This window comes from Chryseobacterium foetidum (assembly GCF_025457425.1).
Lineage (GTDB): Bacteria > Bacteroidota > Bacteroidia > Flavobacteriales > Weeksellaceae > Chryseobacterium > Chryseobacterium foetidum.
The window spans coordinates 2,963,118-2,983,532 of the sequence record NZ_JAMXIA010000001.1; the positions used below are offsets into that span (position 1 = coordinate 2,963,118).

Consider the following 20,415-nt stretch of genomic DNA (forward strand, 5'->3'; position numbering starts at 1 on the left):
AAATAAAACCGAAAGGTTGATAAAATTAATTAAAAAAAAATAAAGAATTATGAGCAAAAAAGTAGCAGTAATTGGTGCAACAGGATTTGTTGGAGCCCACGTGGTAAAAGAATTATCAGACAGAGGATATCAGGTTGAAGCCTTGGCGAGGGATATTTCAAAAGTTCCCGCTTTTGAAAATGTTTCAGCAAAAAGTGTGGATATTAATAATTTAGAAGAACTTTCAGAAGCTTTGAAAGGAAATGATGCAGTGATCAACACCTTCAATCCAGGCTGGACGAATCCTAATCTGTACGATGACTTTTTGAATGGTTCAATCGCCATTGAGAAAGCTGTGGAAAACTCCGGAGTGAAAAGATTTATTACCGTAGGCGGAGCCGGAAGTTTATACATCGACGGAAATCAACTGGTAGACGGTCCGGATTTCCCTGCAGACATCAAACCTGGAGCAACTGCAGCAAGAGATTATCTGGATGTGATTAAGAAAAACACAGTGCTCGACTGGACGTTCTTCAGCCCCGCCATCGAAATGCATCAGGGTACGGCGGGCGTAAGACTTGGAGAATACAGAACAGCCCTTGAAAATCCTGTTTTTAACGAAGAGGGCAGAAGCGTGCTTTCTGTGGAAGATGTTGCGGTAGTTTTGGTAGATGAGCTGGAGCAGAACAATCACATCAGAGAAAGATTTACTGCTGCTTACTAACTTTTAAGCGGTTTAAAATAAAATTTCGGATGAGCATTTAGCTGATCCGAAATTTTTTCTGTAATATTAATTTTGCTCCCAAAGAGACGAATTATTAAAGCATCGGGTAAACCCGAGGTAAGATTTTAAATGTTATAATTTTAAAAGTTCATAAACAATTTAGGATTTACCGGAGTATTGTTTTTATGCACTTCGTAATGAAGATGCGGTCCCGTAGATCGCCCTGAGTTACCTGATTTTGCTATCACCTGTCCAACTTTCACTCTGTCATTGGTTTTGGCAACCAATTGTGACAAGTGGCCGTACAGTGTAGCCAAACCATTTCCGTGAGAAACAATCACACAGTTTCCGTAGCCGCCTTTTTGTCCTGAAAAAATCACTGTTCCCGCAGCTGTTGCAATTACATCAGATCCGAACGGAACGGCGATGTCTAAACCTTTGTGAAACTGCATCTGATCAGCTTCCGCAGGAGGATTGTTTTTCTCCATCGGTTGGTTTTTTATCACAGCACCTTGTGCCGAAGGACTTGAAGTGGCTGCAGAAGCCGTTTTGGCAGCGGCTGGTGCTTTTGGCGTTACCATCACTTTTACTTCTCTCTTATTTCCGTAGCTGTCGGTCACTTCAATAATTTTTTCTACAGGTGTAGCTTTCACTTCCGGAGCCGAAACTGCCGTAGCAGCAGCCGGAGCATCATTTTTTGGTGCAGAAACAGAAGCCAAAACTCGCTTGAAAGGAATCGGATTTTTTCTGATCCCAAAATTTGACGAAATATAGCCTTCAGAAGGCATTCCCAAAGGAACCTGCTGTAGTTTTTCCTGCAGATTCATCAGATATTCACTGTATCGGTTGGCTTGCTTCGAAAGATAAACCGAGTTGGAAATGCTGTCCTGATCCAAAACTTCCAGTCTTCCGTTGTTAATATTTTTGGCTTTCAGAAAAGAGTTGAGTTCGGTAACGGTTTTGTCTACCATTCCAAGATCAGTTTTCATTTTCAGATAGTCTACACTGTCTTTTTCGGTATTTATCTTTACAAGATTAACCTCGTAGGTTTTGTCGTCTTTTTGATTAAAAAGTTTTGCAATAAATATACTTTGAGCAAAAACAGCAGTAGAAAGCAGACCGATCAGAACGGTTACTTTCTTTTTGTTTGATAAAAAATTCTTCATTTTTCTTTCATTAAACTTACTTACACCAGAAGGGTGCAAATTTACTTAAAATATTTTTCCTGAAAATTTTTTGTTTGATTGACCTTTTAGTCGTTATTAAACGCAGTTTTTTATAAAAAATTGTTTTCCATATTAAATTTTAGCAAAGATTTTGATAATCTGCATTTCGGTCTTTCATTATTTCATGGTTTTAATATATTTGCAATTCACAGTATCATTATGGCGAAGAAAAAAACAAATTCAGATTCTACCTCAAAAAAACCAAAGACGGAGTTGGCAGTTGGCGTTCTGGGAAGCGGAAGTTTTGCAACTGCAATTGTAAAAATGTTGGTTGAAAACTGCAAAACCGTGCATTGGTGTGTAAGAAATGAGTTTGTGAAAGGAGCAATTGAGCTCAGAGGTCACAATCCGACTTATCTTACGGCGGTTAATTTCAATTTAAAAAATTTAAAACTTACAACGGATATCAACGAAATGGTTTCTGCCTGCGACATTGTAGTTCTGGCAACACCTTCCATTTACCTTTCAGATTCAATGGATAAGCTGAATTGCGAGTATGGCGACAAAATTTTCGTATCAGCCATCAAAGGTATTATCCCAAAAGTCAACGACGTTGTTGCCCATTATCTGAAAGATGAATTTAAAATAGGTTTCAGAAATCAGGCGGTGATCGCAGGGCCCTGTCACGCAGAAGAAGTGGCGATGGAAAGGCTTTCTTATCTTACGGTAGCAACTGTAGAAGATGAAAATTCAAAGAAATTACTGGATATTTTCTCATCAGATTTCATCAAAGTAAGTGCGAGCAAAGATATTCTAGGGAATGAATACAGCGCAATTTTAAAAAATATTTTTGCCATTGGAGCTGGTATTGCAAGTGGATTAGGTTATGGAGATAACTTCACCGCAGTTTTCGTATCCAACGCCATCCGTGAGATGGAAACGTTTTTGGAAGCGATTTACGAAGCTCCAAGAGACGTGAACGAAAGTGCTTATCTGGGAGATTTACTCGTTACAGCTTATTCCTTATTCTCCAGAAACCGAAACTTAGGAAACTTAATTGGAAAAGGATATACTGTAAAATCTGCAATTCAGTCGATGAACATGGTGGCGGAAGGATATTACGCTGCAGATTCTATTTATAAAACAGCTCAGGAGAAAGGTTTAAAACTACCAATCATAGAAACCATTTACGGAATTCTCTATGAAGGTAAAAACGCCGAAAAACAATACCGCAAACTTACAGCGAAGCTGAATTAATCTCAATAACAATCTCCTTTTTCGGGAGATTTTTTTTGGTATTTAACTAAAATCAATTTTGAATTAAAATTTTGATGAAATTTAAACAGGCTTTAAATAAGAGCTGAATTTTTTTTGATATATGATTTTTAAAACAGAAAATGGACAGAGTTTCATTAAAACTTCATTTGTATTAAACATAATTCAGATGAATTATGAGTATTATCAGTTTTAAACTGAAGCAATGATCGCCAGTTTTGAAAACTTTTCCCGAAATTCGTAGTAAATTTTTAGAACAATGCCACACACTTTAATCAGCGTAACTCCAAAACCGAAATATGATGTCGTGATGATCGGCGGAGGTATTATGAGTGCTACACTTGCCACACTACTTCATGAGCTTGATCCTCAGTTGAATATTGCCATTTTCGAAAGACTTGGAAGGTTTGCAAAAGAAAGTACCGCCGCGTGGAATAACGCAGGCACAGGTCATTCAGCGTTTTGTGAACTCAATTATACTCCGCAGAAGGCAGATGGAAGCGTAGAAATTTCAAAAGCAGAAAATATTGCTGAGCAATTTGAAGTTTCAAAACAGTTCTGGTCTTACCTTATCAATAAAAACTATATAAACAGACCTCAGGATTTCGTTAATTCCTGTCCCCATTTGAGCCTCGTTTTTGGAGAAAATGATGCCGAATTTCTTAAAAAACGTTTCGATAATATGTCGAAATCTGTTCTTTTTGAAGGCATGGAATTCACCACAGACCACGATAAACTCAGAGAATGGATCCCTTTGGTAATGAGCAAAAGAAATCAGTCTGAAGTTTTGGCAGCCACAAAAATGGATGCCGGAACAGACGTAAATTTCGGAACGCTCACAAGAAAAATGGGTCGCCATCTGATGGCCAATACTAACGTTGAAATATTTGTTTATACGGAGGTAAAAGATATCGATCCCATCAAAAACGGTTGGAAAATGAAAGTGAAAGACCGTACACACAATATCAAACACGACGTTACAGCAGATTTTGTGTTTATCGGAGCAGGCGGTTACGCTTTGCCGCTTCTGGACAGCTCGGATATTGAAGAAAGTGCAGGTTATGGTGGTTTTCCCGTTTCAGGACAATGGTTGGTAACTCACAATCCGGAATTGGTAGCGCAACACGAGGCTAAAGTCTATACACAGGCACCGGTAGGAGCACCACCGATGTCAGTTCCCCATCTGGATCTCAGAATTATTGACGGTAAAAAGGCTTTGCTTTTCGGTCCTTTTGCAGGTTTTTCAACTAAATTTCTGAAAGAAGGAAGCTATCTCGATCTTCCGGAAAGTGTAAATACAAAAAACATCAGATCTCTTTTTGGTGCGTGGTGGCACAATTTGCCGTTGACAAAGTATCTTATTCAGCAGGTAGCGATGAATAAAGCCCAAAGAATTCAGCATTTGAGAGAGTTTGTAAAAGACGCCAAAGAAGAAGACTGGGAACTGAAAGTGGCCGGACAGAGAGTGCAAATCATTAAAAAAGATGATAAAGCAGGTGGAAAACTCGAATTTGGAACCGAAGTCGTAACCAACAAAGACGGAACAATCGCCTCATTACTCGGCGCATCTCCCGGTGCATCCACCGCAGTAAGTGCAATGATTAACGTTCTTGAAAAATGCTTTCCAGAAAAAATGGAAAGTGAGTGGAAGGACAAACTGAAAGAAATGATTCCATCCTACGGAACAAAACTTTCTGAAAATCCGGAAATGACAGCGATGCTGCGTGCCTACAGCAAAGAAAAACTGCAACTCAAACATTAGATGGGTAATTAGTAATGTGCAATCAGTAATACTTGCGCCGCTACTGACATTACTTATTACCTATTACCCATTACTTATGTAAATATGGAAGTCATTGTAAAACCAATCATTGCAACAGAATTGCTTGCATCTCTGAAAACTAAAATAGAAGAAGAGAAGCAGGTGATTGTGCATTGCTGTTTTCCTGCCTCGCCGTCTTTGGGAAATCTTATTCGTATTTGGAATTCTACTTATCTCATCGATAATCATTCTGATCACAGGAGCAAACTTATTCATGCAGAAAATATTTCGCTATTTCCGTATTGGACTCCGGTGCCGTTTATGAAAGATTTTTGGTTTACGCTAATTTTTTCCGGACTTCCGAAAGAGTGCAAAAGCTTTGATTTTCAGGAGGTCATTCCCGAGGAAGGTGGTTTTTTTGTAAATTCGATTAAAAGAAATTCCTCAGATGTTTACAGAATTAAAATTTCAGAATGATGATAAAACAAATAATTTTATGCCTTTCAATTTTTCTAGTTCCGGTCTGTGGTTTTTCGCAGAAAAAGGAGATTAAAGAAATAAAGAAATTTCAGAAAGAGCTTAACGAAGGCTATTTAAATCCAAAAGAAACACCTTTGAGAGATGATAATTTTAAAAATTTTAAAGCTCACCCTTTCTTTCCTATCGATTTAAAATATAGAATTAAAGCCAGATTTATTAAAAATGAGAATCCGGAATCATTTGATTTTCCAACTTCATCCGGACACACAAAAAAGTATCAGGAATTTGGAAAGGCTTATTTTAATTTAGGTGGAAAAGATTTTGTTGTAAATATTTACCAAAGTCTGGATCTGATGAAGCAGGAAAAATATAAAAATGACCTCTTTCTTCCATTTCGCGACGCAACTAATAATAATCAAACCTACGGTGGCGGAAAATATGTTGATCTCACCATTCCGAAAGGCGATACGATTCTTATAGATTTTAATCAGTCTTATCATCCATACTGTGCTTACAATGCCTATGATTACAGTTGCCCGATTGTTCCTGAGGAAAACAAACTTTCCGTGGAAATCAAAGCGGGCGTGATGTATGAAGATATTTATCATCATTAAATTATGGTAAGTCTAAATTTTTATCAAGCCAAAGATTTAGCTGATCTCGATTTTCAATTGGACGAAATTCAATCCGATTATTCTGCCCTTCCTAAACTGGCTTTGGAAAGAATTGAAGAGCGAAATCTAAACGATGATTTTTTCGCTTATCCCGTTACCGTTTTCGCTGAGGGAAAAATTGCAGGCTTCTTTGTTCTGGATTTTGGCAATGATAAATTTGAATTTACCACCCAATCAGATTCAGTTTTGCTGAGATCATTATCAATAAATCCCAAATTTCAGGGTAAAGGAATCGGAACTTCGGTAGTGATTACAATTGATGATTTTGTGAAAGAGCATTTTCATAACTGTAAAGAAATCGTTTTGTCAGTCAATGAAAGAAACATTTCTGCATTAGAAATTTACCTGAAAACCGGCTATCACTTAACAGGAAAAATCAAGGAGGGCAGAAGCGGACCGCAATTGGTGATGGCGAAAATTTTAGATTAAATTAAAGTGCAGTTTTCAAGTTTGGCGTGATACTTTCAATTGGTTTTGAACATCACAAAAATATTCTATGGAAATCTCTCTTAAAAATCAAATTGCTATTGTTACAGGTGCTTCAAGCGGAATTGGAACCGGCATTGCGAAATCCTTAGCTGCCGCAGGAGCTACGGTTATTGTTAATCATTCATCAGAACATTCAAAAGACGAAGCTGAAGAAATTTTAAATGAAATTAAAAATGCCGGAGGTAACGGAATGGTATTTCAGTGCGATGTTTCCAAAGAAGATGAGGTGAAAGCCATGTTTTCAAAAACAATTTCTGACTACGGAACGGTAGATATTTTAATCAATAATGCAGGACTTCAGAAAGATGCAGAATTTACCGAAATGACCGTTGAAGAATGGGATACGGTAATGAATGTGAACCTGCGAGGCCAGTTTCTTTGCGCCCGCGAAGCCATCAAAGAATTTCTGAGACGCGGAATTAATTTGTCTAAATCTGTTGCCTGCGGAAAAATAATTCATATCAGTTCGGTACACGAAGTCATCCCATGGGCGGGACATGTGAATTATGCTGCCAGTAAAGGCGGTGTAAAGCTTTTGATGCAGTCGTTGGCTCAGGAGTACGGTGCGAAAAAAATCAGGATCAATTCTATCTGTCCGGGAGCGATTCAGACGCCGATTAACGAAGAGGCTTGGGGAACTGAGGAGGCAATGAATGATTTATTAAAACTGATTCCGTACGACAGAATTGGTCAGCCCGAAGATGTAGGAAATCTGGCTGTATTTTTGGCAAGTGATTTTGCGGATTACATCACAGGAGCCAGCATTTTCGTCGATGGTGGAATGACGGTTTTGGAAAGTTTTTCTAAAGGAGGATAAATTTAAATCATTCATAAATCTGCTGAATGATTTCCAGTGAATTCGGAATTCTGAAATCTGTAAAATGATAGTGGTAATACACCAAAATACTTTCCAGTAATTGTTTTCGGTCAGCAGTTTTTATTTTAATCTCATAAGGATTTTCTGAGGTAGAAATCTGTTTCCAAATTGCAGAAATTTCCTTTGTAAAAAGATGATGTGTTCCGTTTAAACTAAAGTTTCCTGTCTCCGGATCAAGGTATTCTAAATGGCTGTTGAGTGGAGCAATTCCCTGTATTTTCAATAAAAGAATCAAAAAAACCAGATGCGATCTGTAATTCTGAGCATCAAGATTCTGATTAAACTCAATGATTGCTTTAAAAATATTCGGGTTTGAATTTTCATGTTTCAAAACCTGATTCAGAAAATCTGAAATGAAAAAAACGATGGTATTGGCTTTTATATCTGTATAAAAATCGTAAGATTGTTCAAGCTCAAATTTTAATACAGAATTGATTTCTACACCGGGTTTTGATTTTCTACAGTTAAAACTGAGCATGCTCAATGGCAGCAAGAGTGCTTTTTTCTTATTTTTCTGTGTGAAAACAGACTTTAGAAAAAAGCTTTGAAAGCCTTCTTCTAAAGTAAAACAATGCAGAATTGCATCACTGTCTCCATATTTTAAAAAAGAGAGTATAAAACCTGTCTGTGAAATCATAGATTAATTGACCACGGCGATTTTAGCAGTTGCTTTATCGCTTCCGTCTTCGTTGGTCATCAGTACAAAATAAATTCCTGAAGCCACTCTTTTTCCTTTTTGGTTGTTAAGATCCCATTCATAATATCCTGTTCTTGCCTGTGCAGAATGAACGATATTTCCGGCAGCATCTGTAATTCGGATGTTGGCAACCTGTGCAAGTCCTTTAATCGTGACCTTTCCTTTAAACTGAGTGTAAACCACAGGATTAGGATATACCAAAACATTTCCGAAATTTGAGGTTACGTCAGCTACATCTCCCTGATAAGTAACAACTCCGTCATAGGTTACGAAATAAACCTTTCCTGTTTTTTTGTCGATTTTAATGTCAGTTACTGAGTTGGTAGGCAAAGGAGAATTTTGTCTTGTAAAATGCTTGATGGTACGCTCCCCATCTGCTGAAAGGTAATATACGCCGCCACCGTCTACCGATACCCACTTCTGATTTCCTGCATCCACTTCTATTGCGAGGATCTGAGAATTTCTGAACAGTTCTTCTGCCAAACCATTCTGCTCAATTACAACAGCCTCAAGTGTCGGGTTATTTTTTACTTCCGATGTTGCATTAGGTAAAATTCTGATTCCGAGGTCGGTACCAATCCATGCATCACCATCTTTATCGATAGCTACAGAAATTGAGTTTGCAGGAAGATTATTTTCAGATCCCAAAATGTAGGAAGTGTCATCAGATGTACTTACAGTTCCTTTATAATCATAAGCCAAAACGTGTTGAGAACGTGGCAGTGCTGTCCAAAGCAGTCCCTCATGAAATATGGGGACTTGTATCCCGTTGCTGGTGAGGATGATAGTATTAATCAAAAACTGGTCAGTATCCCTTTTATAAGGAGCTATTGCCGGATTAGCACCGGTTTCAGTATTAAATGCAATAGAGAGAAAGATATTGTTTTTATCATCCACAGCAAATCCTACTGGTCTGTTGACATAGATGTTAGGTTTGTCGAGATCATAATACTTTACAAAATCAAAATCTTTGTTGGCTGCATTATATTTCATTTTATAAACGCCCATTCCGGCCCAAATAGTGTAATTTGTGAAAAACACGATGGATGGATCTACAGGATCAGCTATAGCATCGAGTACATTATAGATATTGGGATTTGTTTTAAAATAAGAAGGATACACCCATTCTGTACCATTAAAATAATAGAAACCAGGATTTCTGGGGTTTTCTAATCTAAAATTAAATCCACCTTCTCTACCGCCGGAAGATAAGAGTAACTGATTATCGTTAAACGGTCTTATTTTATAGGAATAATTGAATGCTGGTCCATCTGGTTTGAAAGCATTATTGCTTTCATTTTTAATTCCGGACAAAGCAGTTCCGAAATAAAATTTGCCGGCAATTCTTGTAGCGGTATTGCATTCTTCGCCCGGAGATGCCGAGCCGATAAAATTCCCGTTATCGGCATAAGAATACACTCTGTTATTATCTGTAACAGTAATGTTTCCGGAGGTTGCTACCACATCTTTCACATTAGTAAATGTCTGAGAAATAGGTGTAGAAGTTCCGTTACTGTACAGATAAGCGGTTGTAGCACTTGCGTAGGATAAAATACTTTCAGAATCTATATGTTTAAAATTTCCCGCCTGCTCAGTAACCCAGGTTGTAAATACAGGGAATGTTGTATTGAGTTCATGGCTTTTAAGACCAGTATTGGTTACAGAGTACACTTTATTTCCGAAAATTGTTGCTTCATTGCTGGCTTCAAAAACACCACCAGTTACAAAGAAGGCAGAATCTGCAAACTCTTTCTGTTTTAATTTGAAAATTGAAACACCATATCCCACAGAAATCACAGCCCGATCTCCAGTAATGGAAATATGATTAATTCTTTTGCTTCCTGAATATCCCGTTGCAAGCGGAATATCCACAATGTAAGTAACGCCGTCGGGAGCGATTACATCCAAAGCACCGCTTTGATAACCTACCAACGCAATTTTAGACTGAGGATCATAATCAAACGCTGAAATTTTAACCTCATGAAGACCCGAAGCCTTAGAAAGTTTTGAAATTTCCCCACTGGATATATTGTAATAAAAAATTCCGTTTTCTGTGCCGGCAATTATTTTTCCGTTGTCTTCTTTCATGGCAAGGACGTTGTTGTAGGAAAACAAATCCATCCACTTTTTAGAAGAAATATTCTGAGCTTTCATCATTTGGAAAGCCATAAGAATACCGAGGGAAATTATAGAGAATTTTTTCATATTTTAAGCTGTTATACTGCTGTCGATCGCCTGATTGTTCCAGGAAACCTGTTTTATATTTTTATTATGATCAAAAAAGAAATCTATTCTTCCTAAAAGGAGCCCTGCCCAGCCCACCTGGTTTACCAAAACGTTTTTGCCCTGTCTGTTTTGGAAGGTTTGGGGTTCAGGTAAGAAAGTATGGGTGTGACCGCCTAAAATTAAGTCAATATTTTCTGTTTTTGATGCTAAAATTTTGTCGTTTAATTTTTCAGGTTCGTCGTGATAATCGTACCCGATGTGGGAAAGACAAATCACAAGGTCACATTTCTTTTCATTTTTTAAGAAATTTGAATAATGTTGCGCCATATCAATTGGGTCATTCCAAATGGTTTCCTGATATTGTTTTTTACCGACCAAACCGTCAAGCTGAATTCCCACTCCGAAAATTCCGACTTTAATTCCGTTTTTATTGAAGATTTTATACTGAGAGGTTTTTCCGTCTAAGATGGTGTTTTTAAAATCATAATTAGAACAGATAAAAGGAAATTTTGCGTTTGGTAAAACTTTCAAAAATCCGTCTAAACCATTGTCAAAATCGTGATTTCCCATTGTGGAAGCATCGTATTTCATCATTGACATCAGTTTAAACTCAAGCTCGCCACCGAAAAAGTTGAAATAAGGTGTTCCCTGAAAAATATCTCCGGAATCGAGCAACAAAAGATTGCTTTCTTCGCTTCTGATTTTCTGAATTACAGTTGCTCTTCTCGCAAAACCACCTTGATTCGGATTTCTGGTGTAGCTCGAATCAAAAGGTTCAATTCTGCTGTGCTGGTCGTTGGTGTGAAGTATCGTTAATTTATTGGCTGAACTGAAAGAATTTAAATTTAATTCTTCTGCCATTACCAGATTCGGAGCTAAAGTCATTGCTAAAGTTCCGCCAGTTATCGTTTTTAAAAAACTTTTTCTATCCATTACTTCTTCCCGATAAAATTTAAACGGATTTCCTCCTGAGGATTAATCTGCTGATTTTTCTTAAAATATTCAATAAACAAATCTCTCAGTTTGATTCCTGTCGGAATTGATTCTCCTCTTGCAAAAAACTTCATATTATCTCCACCTAAAGCCAGATAATCTGACGTTGCAATATAATAATCCTGATTTGGATTTACAGCTTTTCCATTAATAAAAGATTTAGAAGCTAAACCATTATTCGTTTCGATATACAGATGTGAAACCGGATTGTTTTTCTGATTTTTTGCATAATAATCAAAAAGTCCCTGCAAATCCGAACCTTTGAATTTGACGATAATTACTTCATTTTCAAAAGGCATTACTTCGAAAACATTTTTCAGAAGAATATCGCCTTTCCCAATTGTGGTGCGGATTCCGCCGATGTTGATCAATGCTGCATCAATGTTTTTATTCAAATTGGCTTTTGCCCAGACAGTGGCTCCGTCAAAAGTATAATCTGCCAAAAGATTTCCCAGATTGCTGTTGTCGCCTTCTTTCGTCAGATCAACCTGTGTGTAAGAGATTTTCTGATTCATCTCTTTGTTGAGTTTCTCGGTGTAAGGCTCGATAAATTGAGCAAAATCTTCATTAGCCTTCAGGTCCTGATTAATAGAAATATTCTTCTGCGTCTGTACACTGGCCACCTGCAACGAAGTCGTTTTGCAGGCTGTGAGCGAGAGCAGGGCAATTCCTATCAATAAGAATTTATTTTGCATAATTTCTTTAGTATAATGCAAATATAATTATATGTATAATAAAACAGGATTAATATTGCAAATTCTTGCGTGAAATTATTAAATTTGGGGAAAATAATTCGAACAGATGAGCATTTTAAAAGGAGTAGGTGTTGCTTTGGTGACGCCCTTTAATGAAGATTTATCCGTAGATTTCGAAAGTTTGACGAAACTCATTGAGTACAACATCGAAAACGGAACCAACTATTTGGTAGTTTTGGGAACTACAGCGGAAGCTGCTACACTTTCTTCAGACGAGAAGAAACAGGTGGTTGAGCACATCATTAAGGTTAATAATAAACGTCTTCCTCTGGTTTTAGGAATCGGCGGAAACAATACTCTTGAAGTCAAACAGCAAATTGAAGAAGCAGATTTATCTGATTTTACAGCTGTTTTATCGGTGTCTCCATACTACAACAAACCGAATCAGGAAGGGCTTTACCAGCATTATAAAATGTTGGCTTCTACCGGAAAAAATATCATCATTTACAACGTTCCGTCAAGAACCGGACAAAATGTTGAGGCAGAAACGACTTTGCGTTTGGCAAAAGAATTCCCGAATTTATTCCTAATCAAAGAAGCTGCGCCCAACATCCTTCAGTACTTTGATATTTTAAGAAAGAAACCTGAAGGCTTCAATTTGGTTTCGGGAGATGATGAATTTACACTGCCCGTAACTCTGGCGGGTGGAGCAGGAGTGATTTCTGTAATTGGACAGGGTTATCCGAAAGAATTTTCGACAATGGTTCAGCTGGCTTTTGATAAAAAAGTAGATGAAGCCTATGAAATTCATAATAAATTAGTTGAAATCACAAGATTGATTTTTGCAGAAGGAAATCCTTGCGGGATTAAAGTGGTTTTGGCAGAAAAAGGCTTGATTAAAAACTATCTGAGACTTCCATTGGTTCCTGCATCAGAAGGACTTTATGCGAAGATTAAAGCTGAAATGAGTAAAATTTGAAATTTGAAATTTGAGGTTTGAAATTATAATTGAAGTGAAAGGTGTGATGCTTTTCACTTTTTTAATCTAAAAAATTGAACTTTAACACATGAGTCACATTAGTTTTTTAGTTATTATGTTTGAAAACATTTTTAGAGCACATGAGTTGTGAAAATCTTTGATTTTCTCTCTTATGTGCTCTATAATATTTTCAGGATTAATCTAAAATCTTTGTGACTAATGTGTTTAAATCTATCTTTATCATATGAAACTAATCAAAGCAAAAGAAAAAGACATCCCATTAATTCAGGATTTGGCGAAAAGGTCGTGGGAAGACGCGTATGCCGAAATTCTTTCTCAGGAACAGATGAAATATATGTTGGAAACCATGTATTCGGAAACTGAAATTTCAGACCACTTAAAAAATCCAAATTATCACTATTACTTGGTTTTTGATGAAGTTTTAAATGTTTTTGACGGATTTTTAGGCTACGAAAATCATTATGAAGATAAGACTACAAAATTGCACAGGATTTATCTCGTTCCTGAAAGCAAAGGAAAAGGTTTAGGCAAAAAAACTCTGGAATTTTTAAATGAAAAAGTAGAAGAAAGTGGCGACAACAGAATTATTTTAAATGTAAATAAATACAATTCCGCTCAGAAATTCTACGAATCACAAGGCTATAAAATTTATGATGAAGGTGTTTTTGATATTGGCAATGGATATGTAATGGATGATTATCTGATGGAGATATCGCTCTATAATTCATAATTATTAAACAGCTTATTTGTCATGCTGTAAGCATCTCTAAAAAGTCTGTTTAGATTCCTACGGAATGACAAAATTAGGTTGAAGTGATCAATAATTACGAAATCTTACTCCACTTATTTTTCCCTTTATAATACTGCAGATAGTAATTTTTTATAATCAAATGTTCGCTTCTCGACAGTAATGGATCGGTTTCCAGAATTTTTTCAACCAGACTTTTGGTATTTTTAATAATCGCTGAATCATTCACCAAATCCAGCTTTTTAAAATCAACCACGCCGCTTTGTTGAGTTCCCAAAATATCGCCGGGACCACGTAATTGCATATCAACCTCAGAAATTTTAAACCCGTCGTTGGTTTCGGTCATGGTTTTAATTCTCGTTCGGCTGTCTGAGGACAATTTATCCGAAGTCATCAAAATACAGTAACTCTGCTCGCCGCCTCGCCCAACGCGGCCTCTCAGCTGATGAAGTTGCGATAACCCAAATCTTTCTGAACTTTCAATCACCATTACAGAAGCGTTTGGAACATTCACACCAACTTCGATTACGGTTGTAGCGACCATAATCTGCGATTTTCCGGATGCGAAATAATTCATCGCTGCATCTTTTTCGTCAGGTTTCATTTTTCCGTGAAGCATCGTGACGTTGTAGTTTGAAAAATTATCCATCACGCTTTCCAGACCTTCCATGAGATTTTTGTAATCCAAAGTCTCAGATTCTTCGATTAATGGGTACACGAAATAAATCTGTCTGCCTTTGCGGATTTCTTCATGACAGAAATTGTAAACGTAAGCTCGGTCTTTTTCTCTTCTGTGAGCCGTGATAATCGGTTTTCTTCCGACAGGCATTTCGTCAATCACAGAAACATCCAGATCAGAATAAAAACTCATCGCCAAAGTCCGTGGAATCGGCGTTGCAGTCATGACCAAAATGTGTGGCGGAATTTTATTCTTTGCCCAAAGTTTTGCCCTTTGAGCCACTCCAAACCGATGTTGTTCATCAATAATGGCTAAACCAAGGTTTTTAAATTTCACTTTATCTTCCAAAACGGCGTGCGTTCCAATTAAAATGGAAAGTTCACCGTTTTCCAGTTCTTCATGAATGATTTTTCTTGCAGAAGCCTTTACAGAACCCGTTAGAATGCTGACTTTGATTTCCGTATCTTTCAATAAATCTTTTATTCCGGCAAAATGTTGCTGGGCGAGAATTTCAGTCGGAGCCATCAGACAGCTTTGAAAACCGTTGTCCATAGCAATCAGCATCGTCAGCAAAGCTACCATCGTCTTTCCGGAACCGACGTCACCCTGCAAAAGCCTGTTCATCTGGATGGGCTTTTTCATATCAATCCTGATTTCCTTTAAAACTCTTTTCTGTGCATTAGTCAGTTCAAACGGAAGATGATTTTCGTAAAAACCAGTAAAATAATCGCCGACAATCGGGAACGGATTTCCGTGGGACTTTGTTTTGTGATGTGCTTTTTTTAAACCAAAACCCAATTGAAAAAAGAATGATTCTTCAAACTTTAAACGGGAATCTGCCTTGTCAAGATGCTCCTGATTTTTCGGGAAATGAATATTGAGAAACGTATGTTGCCTCGATAAAAAATGATAGTGCCGAATCATGTATTCCGGAAGATTTTCCTGGATGAGATTGGGGATTTCTTTGCAGATACTTTTCAATATATTTTGAAAGAATTTCTGGCTTAAACCTCTCTTGCTGAGTTTTTCGGAACTTGGATAAATGGGAGTTAATCTTGTTTCAGTTTCCTTGTTTTCTTCAGCTTCAATTTCCGGATGGGGCATTGAAAACTGATTGTTGAAAGCATTGATTTTTCCAAAAATATATATATCTTTATTCACGGGAATCTGCTCCTTCAGCCATTTTGAATACTGAAACCAAACCAAATCCATCGTTCCGGTGTGGTCGTTAAATTTTGCCGAAAGTCTTTTAATTTTTCCGGTCTGAATTTCCTGAACAGAAGTTATTTTTCCCTTCAGCTGAACTTCAATATTGCTTTCCTTAAGCATTGAAACCGTTAAGATTTTACTTTTATCCAGATATCGGATAGGGTAGAAGTTCAGAAAATCTTCCACAACAGAAATTCCCAGCACATTTTTGATGAGCTTGGCGCGTTCGGAACCGATTCCTTTTACAAATTCTATGGGAGTTTCTAAAGTCAGAACTGAATTTTTTGAAGCACGAATTTCGGGAAAATTTAGTAATAAAAAAAGCTTTCGATTTTGAAAGCCTGATTGTTTTACGTCTCCCGCAGATCATGCAGATAGAGCAGATTTTTAAATTGAATGAAATTGCAAAGATGTCAACTAAAATCAATTTAAATTTAAAATGTTTCTTTTAAAAATATTGCCACGAATAAACGAATGAGTTTGAAACATTTCAAAACAATTTAATTCGTGAATTCGTGCCAGTTTATAGCCAAAAGCTAAAAGCCAGCAGCCATTCGCCAACTATTCTTTTATCTTAGACTTAAATTTTTTCTGATAATCTTCCCACTCAGCCTGAGTTTTAAATTTTTTATGAAGATCTCCCGAAATGAAAACGAGGTAAGGCTCCAGTTCCTTAGCTGTCAATTCGCCCTGTAACATGGTAATCGGACGACCGGTTTCATCCAGGAAAGCGGTTGTGGGAACTGCATTCACATTCATAAACTGAGTAAACTCGTGAAGGGAATTTCTTCCTCTTTTCTGCGAAGTGTTTTCATTTGAAAATTTCCTTCCGTAAACTTCTATCGTTTTTCTATCCTCAGCATTGAATTTTACGGGATAGTAACTGGTGTTGAGAATATCGTAAATCACGGCGTTTCCGTAGGTTTTTTTATCCATTATTTTACACGGTCCGCACCAGTCTGCATAGAAGTCGATGAGTATTTTTTTTGGTTGTGTTTTCTGGGCTTCAAGTGCTTCTTCAATGGTCATCCATTTTACCTGAGAAAAGGCGAAAACGGATTGGATAATGAAGATGAAAGCGAATATTTTTTTCATAATTAATTTAAAATTAAATCGTTAGCGAACCTCCTGCATCAGTTTTTTCACCCACGGAGATATCAAAATCAGTACCACTCCGGCAATTACGGCGTAGAGGCCGAGCTGTTTGTAGCCTTCGGTGTACGTGATGAGCGCATCAAGATTGGTAGAGCCTTCTTTGGCATCAGCAAGTCCAGCACCGATAATTCCGGCAACGTACTGTCCGTAGGCAGAGGCGAGAAACCACATTCCCATCATCATTCCCTGAAGATTTTTGGTGGAAAGTTTGGTCATAATCGAGAGACCAATTGGGGAAAGGCATAATTCTCCCAATGTAATAACTAAAAGCGCTAAGGTGAAGAAGTTTAATGAAGTAATTCCCTGCAAATCCGCAAATAATCTTGTGGCAAACAAAACGTAATATCCTAAGCCCAAAAATATAAAACCAAGACCGAATTTGATAATGGTATTGGGCTCTATTTTCTTTTTGCTCATCCAAATCCATAATAATCCGAGTAAAGGCGCAAGAAAAATGATAAAGAAAGCACCTCCGGAATTGTTGACACCATTCGGATCTAAACCTAAAAGATCTTTATTTAAATTTTTGGCTGCAAAGATACTCAGCGAGCCACCGCTCTGCTCATAGATTCCCCAAAAAAGGATTGAAAATATAATAAAAATCAGAGCTGCCCAAAGTTTATTTCTCTCTGCTGAAGTTACTTTTGACATTTCGTAAAAAAGATAAATCAATGTCAGCGGTCCCACGGTCCACATAAAATAATCGGTATATTCAGGAACGGAAACCATCAGCATAATCACAGGAATTAATGCCAGAGAAATAAGATAGACGGCATATTTTAAAAATTTCCCTCCCAAATAAATCAGATAAGATGTTGCAGCAAATAATGCAGTAAAAGCTACGAGACTTAAAACAATTTTCACAGCGTCATCTTTAAAGATGCTGCTGTCTAAAAATCGGACAAACATTCTTGCCATAAATAAATAGGCAAGAATTGCAATGATGCCAAACTTTTTAACATTTTTCTTTATTGAAAGCTGTACTAATTCAGGTTCTAAACCAATTGTTCCCAAGCTTCTCTGAGTAAATACGAAATTAATCAAACTGATTACCATTACAATTGCTGCTAAACCAAAAGCAACATTCCATCTTATGCCTTCAGGAATAATGCTGCCGAACAATTCACCTTTGCCAATGGCAATACATAAATAACCACCAAGCAAAGCACCAAGGTTTATTCCTGCATAAAAAAGCGAAAATCCGGCATCGGCGCGTGAGTCGTTTGGTTTGTAGAGCTGGCCAACCATTAAGGAAATATTGGGTTTGAAAAAACCTGTTCCAACAACGGTGAAAGCGATTCCCAAAAAGAAAAACTGATGTGGATCTGCTGCTAAAATCAAACTGCCGACAATCATCAGAAGGCCTCCCCAAAACAGCGATTTTCTGAACCCTAAAATTTTATCAGCAAAAAGTCCTCCTACAAAAGTGAATGCATATACAAATGCCTGAGTCGCGCCGTACTGAAGATTAGCTTCTTTTTCGTGGAAGTTGAGCTGTGAAATCATAAAGAAAACCAGCATTCCGCGCATTCCGTAGAAGCAGAATCTTTCCCACATTTCAGAGAAAAAGAGTGACCAGATCTGTTTTGGATATTTTCCTTTGAAATTTTGGATTTCGTCGAGGGTTAGGTTCATGGGTTATGATTGATGGATGATTAGTGATAAGTGATTGAATTTGTGAAATATTACGTCAAGAAAAAATCTCCGGAAATTTCGATAGTACGAATGTAAAAAAAACCTCTGAAAAATCAGAGGTTTAAGATAATTATTTTGGAAACACGAAATTAGTTTACACCGTGCATCATTTTCTTTAAAATTGGAGAGATTAATGCAAGAATTACTGCTGCAATTCCACAAAGAACCACGAATACCATGAAGAATTCAAATAAATTGTGGATTTCAAACCCGACAAAAGTAGGATTTTCCAAAGGTAACTGTGCTTTTTCGAAAGCCGCAACCTGAGTTGGATTTAAGGTTACTTTTTTATCCAGTACTTCCTGTAGATTCACTCCGATTTCTTCAGCTTTTTTAAATTTATCGCCTGTTGCAGGAATAAGTGCACCCAAAGATCCAGCTAACGCATAACCCGCTGCATTTGAAATAAAGAATACACCGTAAAGCAATGAAGCAAATCTTTTTGGAGCTAATTTTCCAACCAAAGACAAACCGATTGGTGAAAGACAAAGCTCACCACAAGTCTGAATGAAATACAGTAACATCAACCATTTGATAGCCAATAGCCCTGAATTTCCTAAATCTTTTACATTATATGCGATGATGAAATAACTTAAAGCAATTAAAGCTAATCCCATTGCCTGTTTCATAGGTGAAACCGGTTCTTTGCCTTTAGCTCTTAATTTATCCCAACATAAACTGAAAGGAACTGCCAATAATACAACGAAAATTCCGTTGAAAATCTGTACCATTGATGGTGGCATGTTCCACCCTAAAATATTTCTGTCAGTCTGGTTGTCAGCAATAAACGTTAATGATGAACCTGCCTGCTCGAATGCTGCCCAGAAGAAAATAATGAAGAATGAAACGATGTAGATCACCCAGATTCTGCTTCTCTCAATCTTGTTTTCTGCTGAAGACATGATAAGAAACGCCAATGAAATACCGGCTGCATAAATGAAAGGATAAATAATTCCTTTAATCATCTGCCCCATTTCTACAGAGTTGAATCCGAATTCACCCACCAAAAGATATCTGAAAACAAAGAATAAAACAACAAATAGACCTCCTGTGATTCCTAATGCTCCACCAGTAAATTTTGCAGTCTGAGTTTCACCCTCTTCAAAATCTTCACTTGAATTGTTTTTAGGTAAACCTCCGATTGGTCGCCCCTCCGGAGTTACAACGTATTTGTTTTTAAGGATAAAAAATGTGATTGTACCTATTACCATTGCGATTGAAGCTGCAAGGAAACCCCATTTGAATGCAAAAATATCTCTTACTCCTGTCGTTGCATCCTTCACGTCACCAACGTAAGGGCAGATAAACTGTCCTAAAAATGCTCCGATGTTGATTCCCATATAGAAAATCGTAAACGCAGAGTCTAATTTAGATTTTTCCTGTTTTGGATACAGACTTCCCACCATTGATGAGATGTTTGGCTTAAAAAAACCATTACCAAATATGATAATAAATAAAGCCAGCCACATAAACATTTTAGCTCCATCGATATTCGCAGAGAAAGTTGATGCACTGATGAACAGTAAAAACTGACCAATCGCCATCAAAGATCCACCGATCAAGATTGCATTTCTGTTTCCGATGTATTTGTCAGCGATAAATCCACCCAAAAGTGGAGTTAAATAACAAAGTGCTAAAAATCCACCATAAATGATTGCTGCATCGGCTTCTCTTATAAGTAAAGAATTTACCATAAAGAGCGTAAGAAGAGCTCTCATTCCGTAGAAATTGAAACGCTCCCACATTTCGGTTCCGAATAATACCCATAATCCCTTTGGATGTTTGGTCTTCGACTGAACTGCTGTATCCATATATACTTGTTAAATTTTTGTTAAGACCCACAAATATAGTTTTTTTTGGGTTTTTGGCAAGTTTTAATTTTTATTTTAAAC

General features: G+C 37.2%; 18 protein-coding genes. 9 read left to right on the forward strand and 9 right to left on the reverse strand.

The window, feature by feature from the left end; translation table 11 throughout:
• The first annotated feature begins 49 nt into the window (after positions 1–49).
• Entirely contained in the window at positions 50–703 is a 654-nt protein-coding gene (locus NG809_RS13785) for an NAD(P)-dependent oxidoreductase (protein ID WP_262151560.1), read from the forward strand.
• Between the two features lie 140 nt (positions 704–843).
• On the opposite strand, the gene NG809_RS13790 is transcribed toward NG809_RS13785, so the two are convergent.
• Positions 844–1,869, reverse strand: a complete 1,026-nt coding sequence (locus NG809_RS13790) for a M23 family metallopeptidase (protein ID WP_262151562.1) — start codon at positions 1,867–1,869, stop codon at positions 844–846.
• Positions 1,870–2,088: 219 nt separating this feature from the next.
• Here NG809_RS13790 and NG809_RS13795 point away from each other — a divergent pair, with 219 nt between their 5' ends.
• The 6 genes from NG809_RS13795 (at position 2,089) to NG809_RS13820 (ending at position 7,366) form a co-directional block, all read left to right on the forward strand.
• Positions 2,089–3,126 carry an NAD(P)H-dependent glycerol-3-phosphate dehydrogenase gene (locus tag NG809_RS13795; RefSeq protein WP_262151563.1) on the forward strand — a complete coding sequence of 346 codons (1,038 nt, stop codon included), beginning with the start codon at positions 2,089–2,091 and terminating at the stop codon, positions 3,124–3,126.
• 277 nt (positions 3,127–3,403) lie between these two features.
• Positions 3,404–4,906 carry a malate dehydrogenase (quinone) gene (gene mqo / locus NG809_RS13800; RefSeq protein WP_262151565.1) on the forward strand — a complete coding sequence of 501 codons (1,503 nt, stop codon included), beginning with the start codon at positions 3,404–3,406 and terminating at the stop codon, positions 4,904–4,906.
• Between the two features lie 84 nt (positions 4,907–4,990).
• Positions 4,991–5,383 (forward strand): hypothetical protein, encoded by a 393-nt coding sequence (locus NG809_RS13805; RefSeq protein WP_262151567.1) that lies wholly within the window; start codon positions 4,991–4,993, stop codon positions 5,381–5,383.
• Positions 5,383–6,000, forward strand: a complete 618-nt coding sequence (locus NG809_RS13810; protein WP_262151569.1) for a DUF1684 domain-containing protein — start codon at positions 5,383–5,385, stop codon at positions 5,998–6,000. Before NG809_RS13805 ends, NG809_RS13810 begins: the two co-directional genes overlap by 1 nt.
• 3 nt (positions 6,001–6,003) lie before the next feature.
• Positions 6,004–6,489, forward strand: a complete 486-nt coding sequence (locus tag NG809_RS13815) for a GNAT family N-acetyltransferase (protein ID WP_262151571.1) — start codon at positions 6,004–6,006, stop codon at positions 6,487–6,489.
• Positions 6,490–6,556: 67 nt separating this feature from the next.
• Positions 6,557–7,366 carry a glucose 1-dehydrogenase gene (locus tag NG809_RS13820; RefSeq protein ID WP_262151573.1) on the forward strand — a complete coding sequence of 270 codons (810 nt, stop codon included), beginning with the start codon at positions 6,557–6,559 and terminating at the stop codon, positions 7,364–7,366.
• Positions 7,367–7,373: 7 nt separating this feature from the next.
• Here NG809_RS13820 and recO read toward each other — a convergent pair whose 3' ends face one another.
• From recO to NG809_RS13840, 4 genes are read right to left on the reverse strand one after another with little or no spacing between them, the layout of a single operon-like run.
• Complete coding sequence (recO, locus tag NG809_RS13825) at positions 7,374–8,063, reverse strand: DNA repair protein RecO (protein WP_262151575.1); 690 nt, start codon at positions 8,061–8,063, stop codon at positions 7,374–7,376.
• 3 nt (positions 8,064–8,066) lie between these two features.
• Positions 8,067–10,328 (reverse strand): type IX secretion system anionic LPS delivery protein PorZ, encoded by a 2,262-nt coding sequence (gene porZ, locus NG809_RS13830; protein WP_262151577.1) that lies wholly within the window; start codon positions 10,326–10,328, stop codon positions 8,067–8,069.
• Between the two features lie 3 nt (positions 10,329–10,331).
• Positions 10,332–11,282 carry a bifunctional metallophosphatase/5'-nucleotidase gene (locus NG809_RS13835; protein WP_262151579.1) on the reverse strand — a complete coding sequence of 317 codons (951 nt, stop codon included), beginning with the start codon at positions 11,280–11,282 and terminating at the stop codon, positions 10,332–10,334.
• Positions 11,282–12,037 (reverse strand): 5'-nucleotidase C-terminal domain-containing protein, encoded by a 756-nt coding sequence (locus tag NG809_RS13840; RefSeq protein ID WP_262151581.1) that lies wholly within the window; start codon positions 12,035–12,037, stop codon positions 11,282–11,284. The genes NG809_RS13835 and NG809_RS13840 overlap by 1 nt, the downstream gene beginning before the upstream one ends.
• Before the next feature lie 106 nt (positions 12,038–12,143).
• Here NG809_RS13840 and dapA point away from each other — a divergent pair, with 106 nt between their 5' ends.
• A complete protein-coding gene (dapA, locus tag NG809_RS13845; protein ID WP_262151583.1) occupies positions 12,144–13,016 on the forward strand; it encodes a 4-hydroxy-tetrahydrodipicolinate synthase in 873 nt (290 codons plus the stop codon).
• Between the two features lie 244 nt (positions 13,017–13,260).
• Positions 13,261–13,767, forward strand: coding sequence for a GNAT family N-acetyltransferase (locus NG809_RS13850; protein ID WP_262151585.1), 507 nt, complete (start codon positions 13,261–13,263; stop codon positions 13,765–13,767).
• 94 nt (positions 13,768–13,861) lie between these two features.
• Here the strand turns inward: NG809_RS13850 and recG are convergent, their stop codons facing one another.
• From recG to NG809_RS13870, 4 genes are all read right to left on the reverse strand, one after another.
• Positions 13,862–15,970 (reverse strand): ATP-dependent DNA helicase RecG, encoded by a 2,109-nt coding sequence (recG, locus tag NG809_RS13855; RefSeq protein ID WP_262152581.1) that lies wholly within the window; start codon positions 15,968–15,970, stop codon positions 13,862–13,864.
• 264 nt (positions 15,971–16,234) lie between these two features.
• Positions 16,235–16,768, reverse strand: coding sequence for a thioredoxin family protein (locus tag NG809_RS13860; protein ID WP_262151587.1), 534 nt, complete (start codon positions 16,766–16,768; stop codon positions 16,235–16,237).
• 21 nt (positions 16,769–16,789) lie between these two features.
• Complete coding sequence (locus NG809_RS13865; protein WP_262151589.1) at positions 16,790–18,463, reverse strand: peptide MFS transporter; 1,674 nt, start codon at positions 18,461–18,463, stop codon at positions 16,790–16,792.
• A gap of 149 nt (positions 18,464–18,612) precedes the next feature.
• Positions 18,613–20,334, reverse strand: a complete 1,722-nt coding sequence (locus tag NG809_RS13870; protein WP_262151591.1) for a peptide MFS transporter — start codon at positions 20,332–20,334, stop codon at positions 18,613–18,615.
• Between the last annotated feature and the right edge of the window lie 81 nt (positions 20,335–20,415).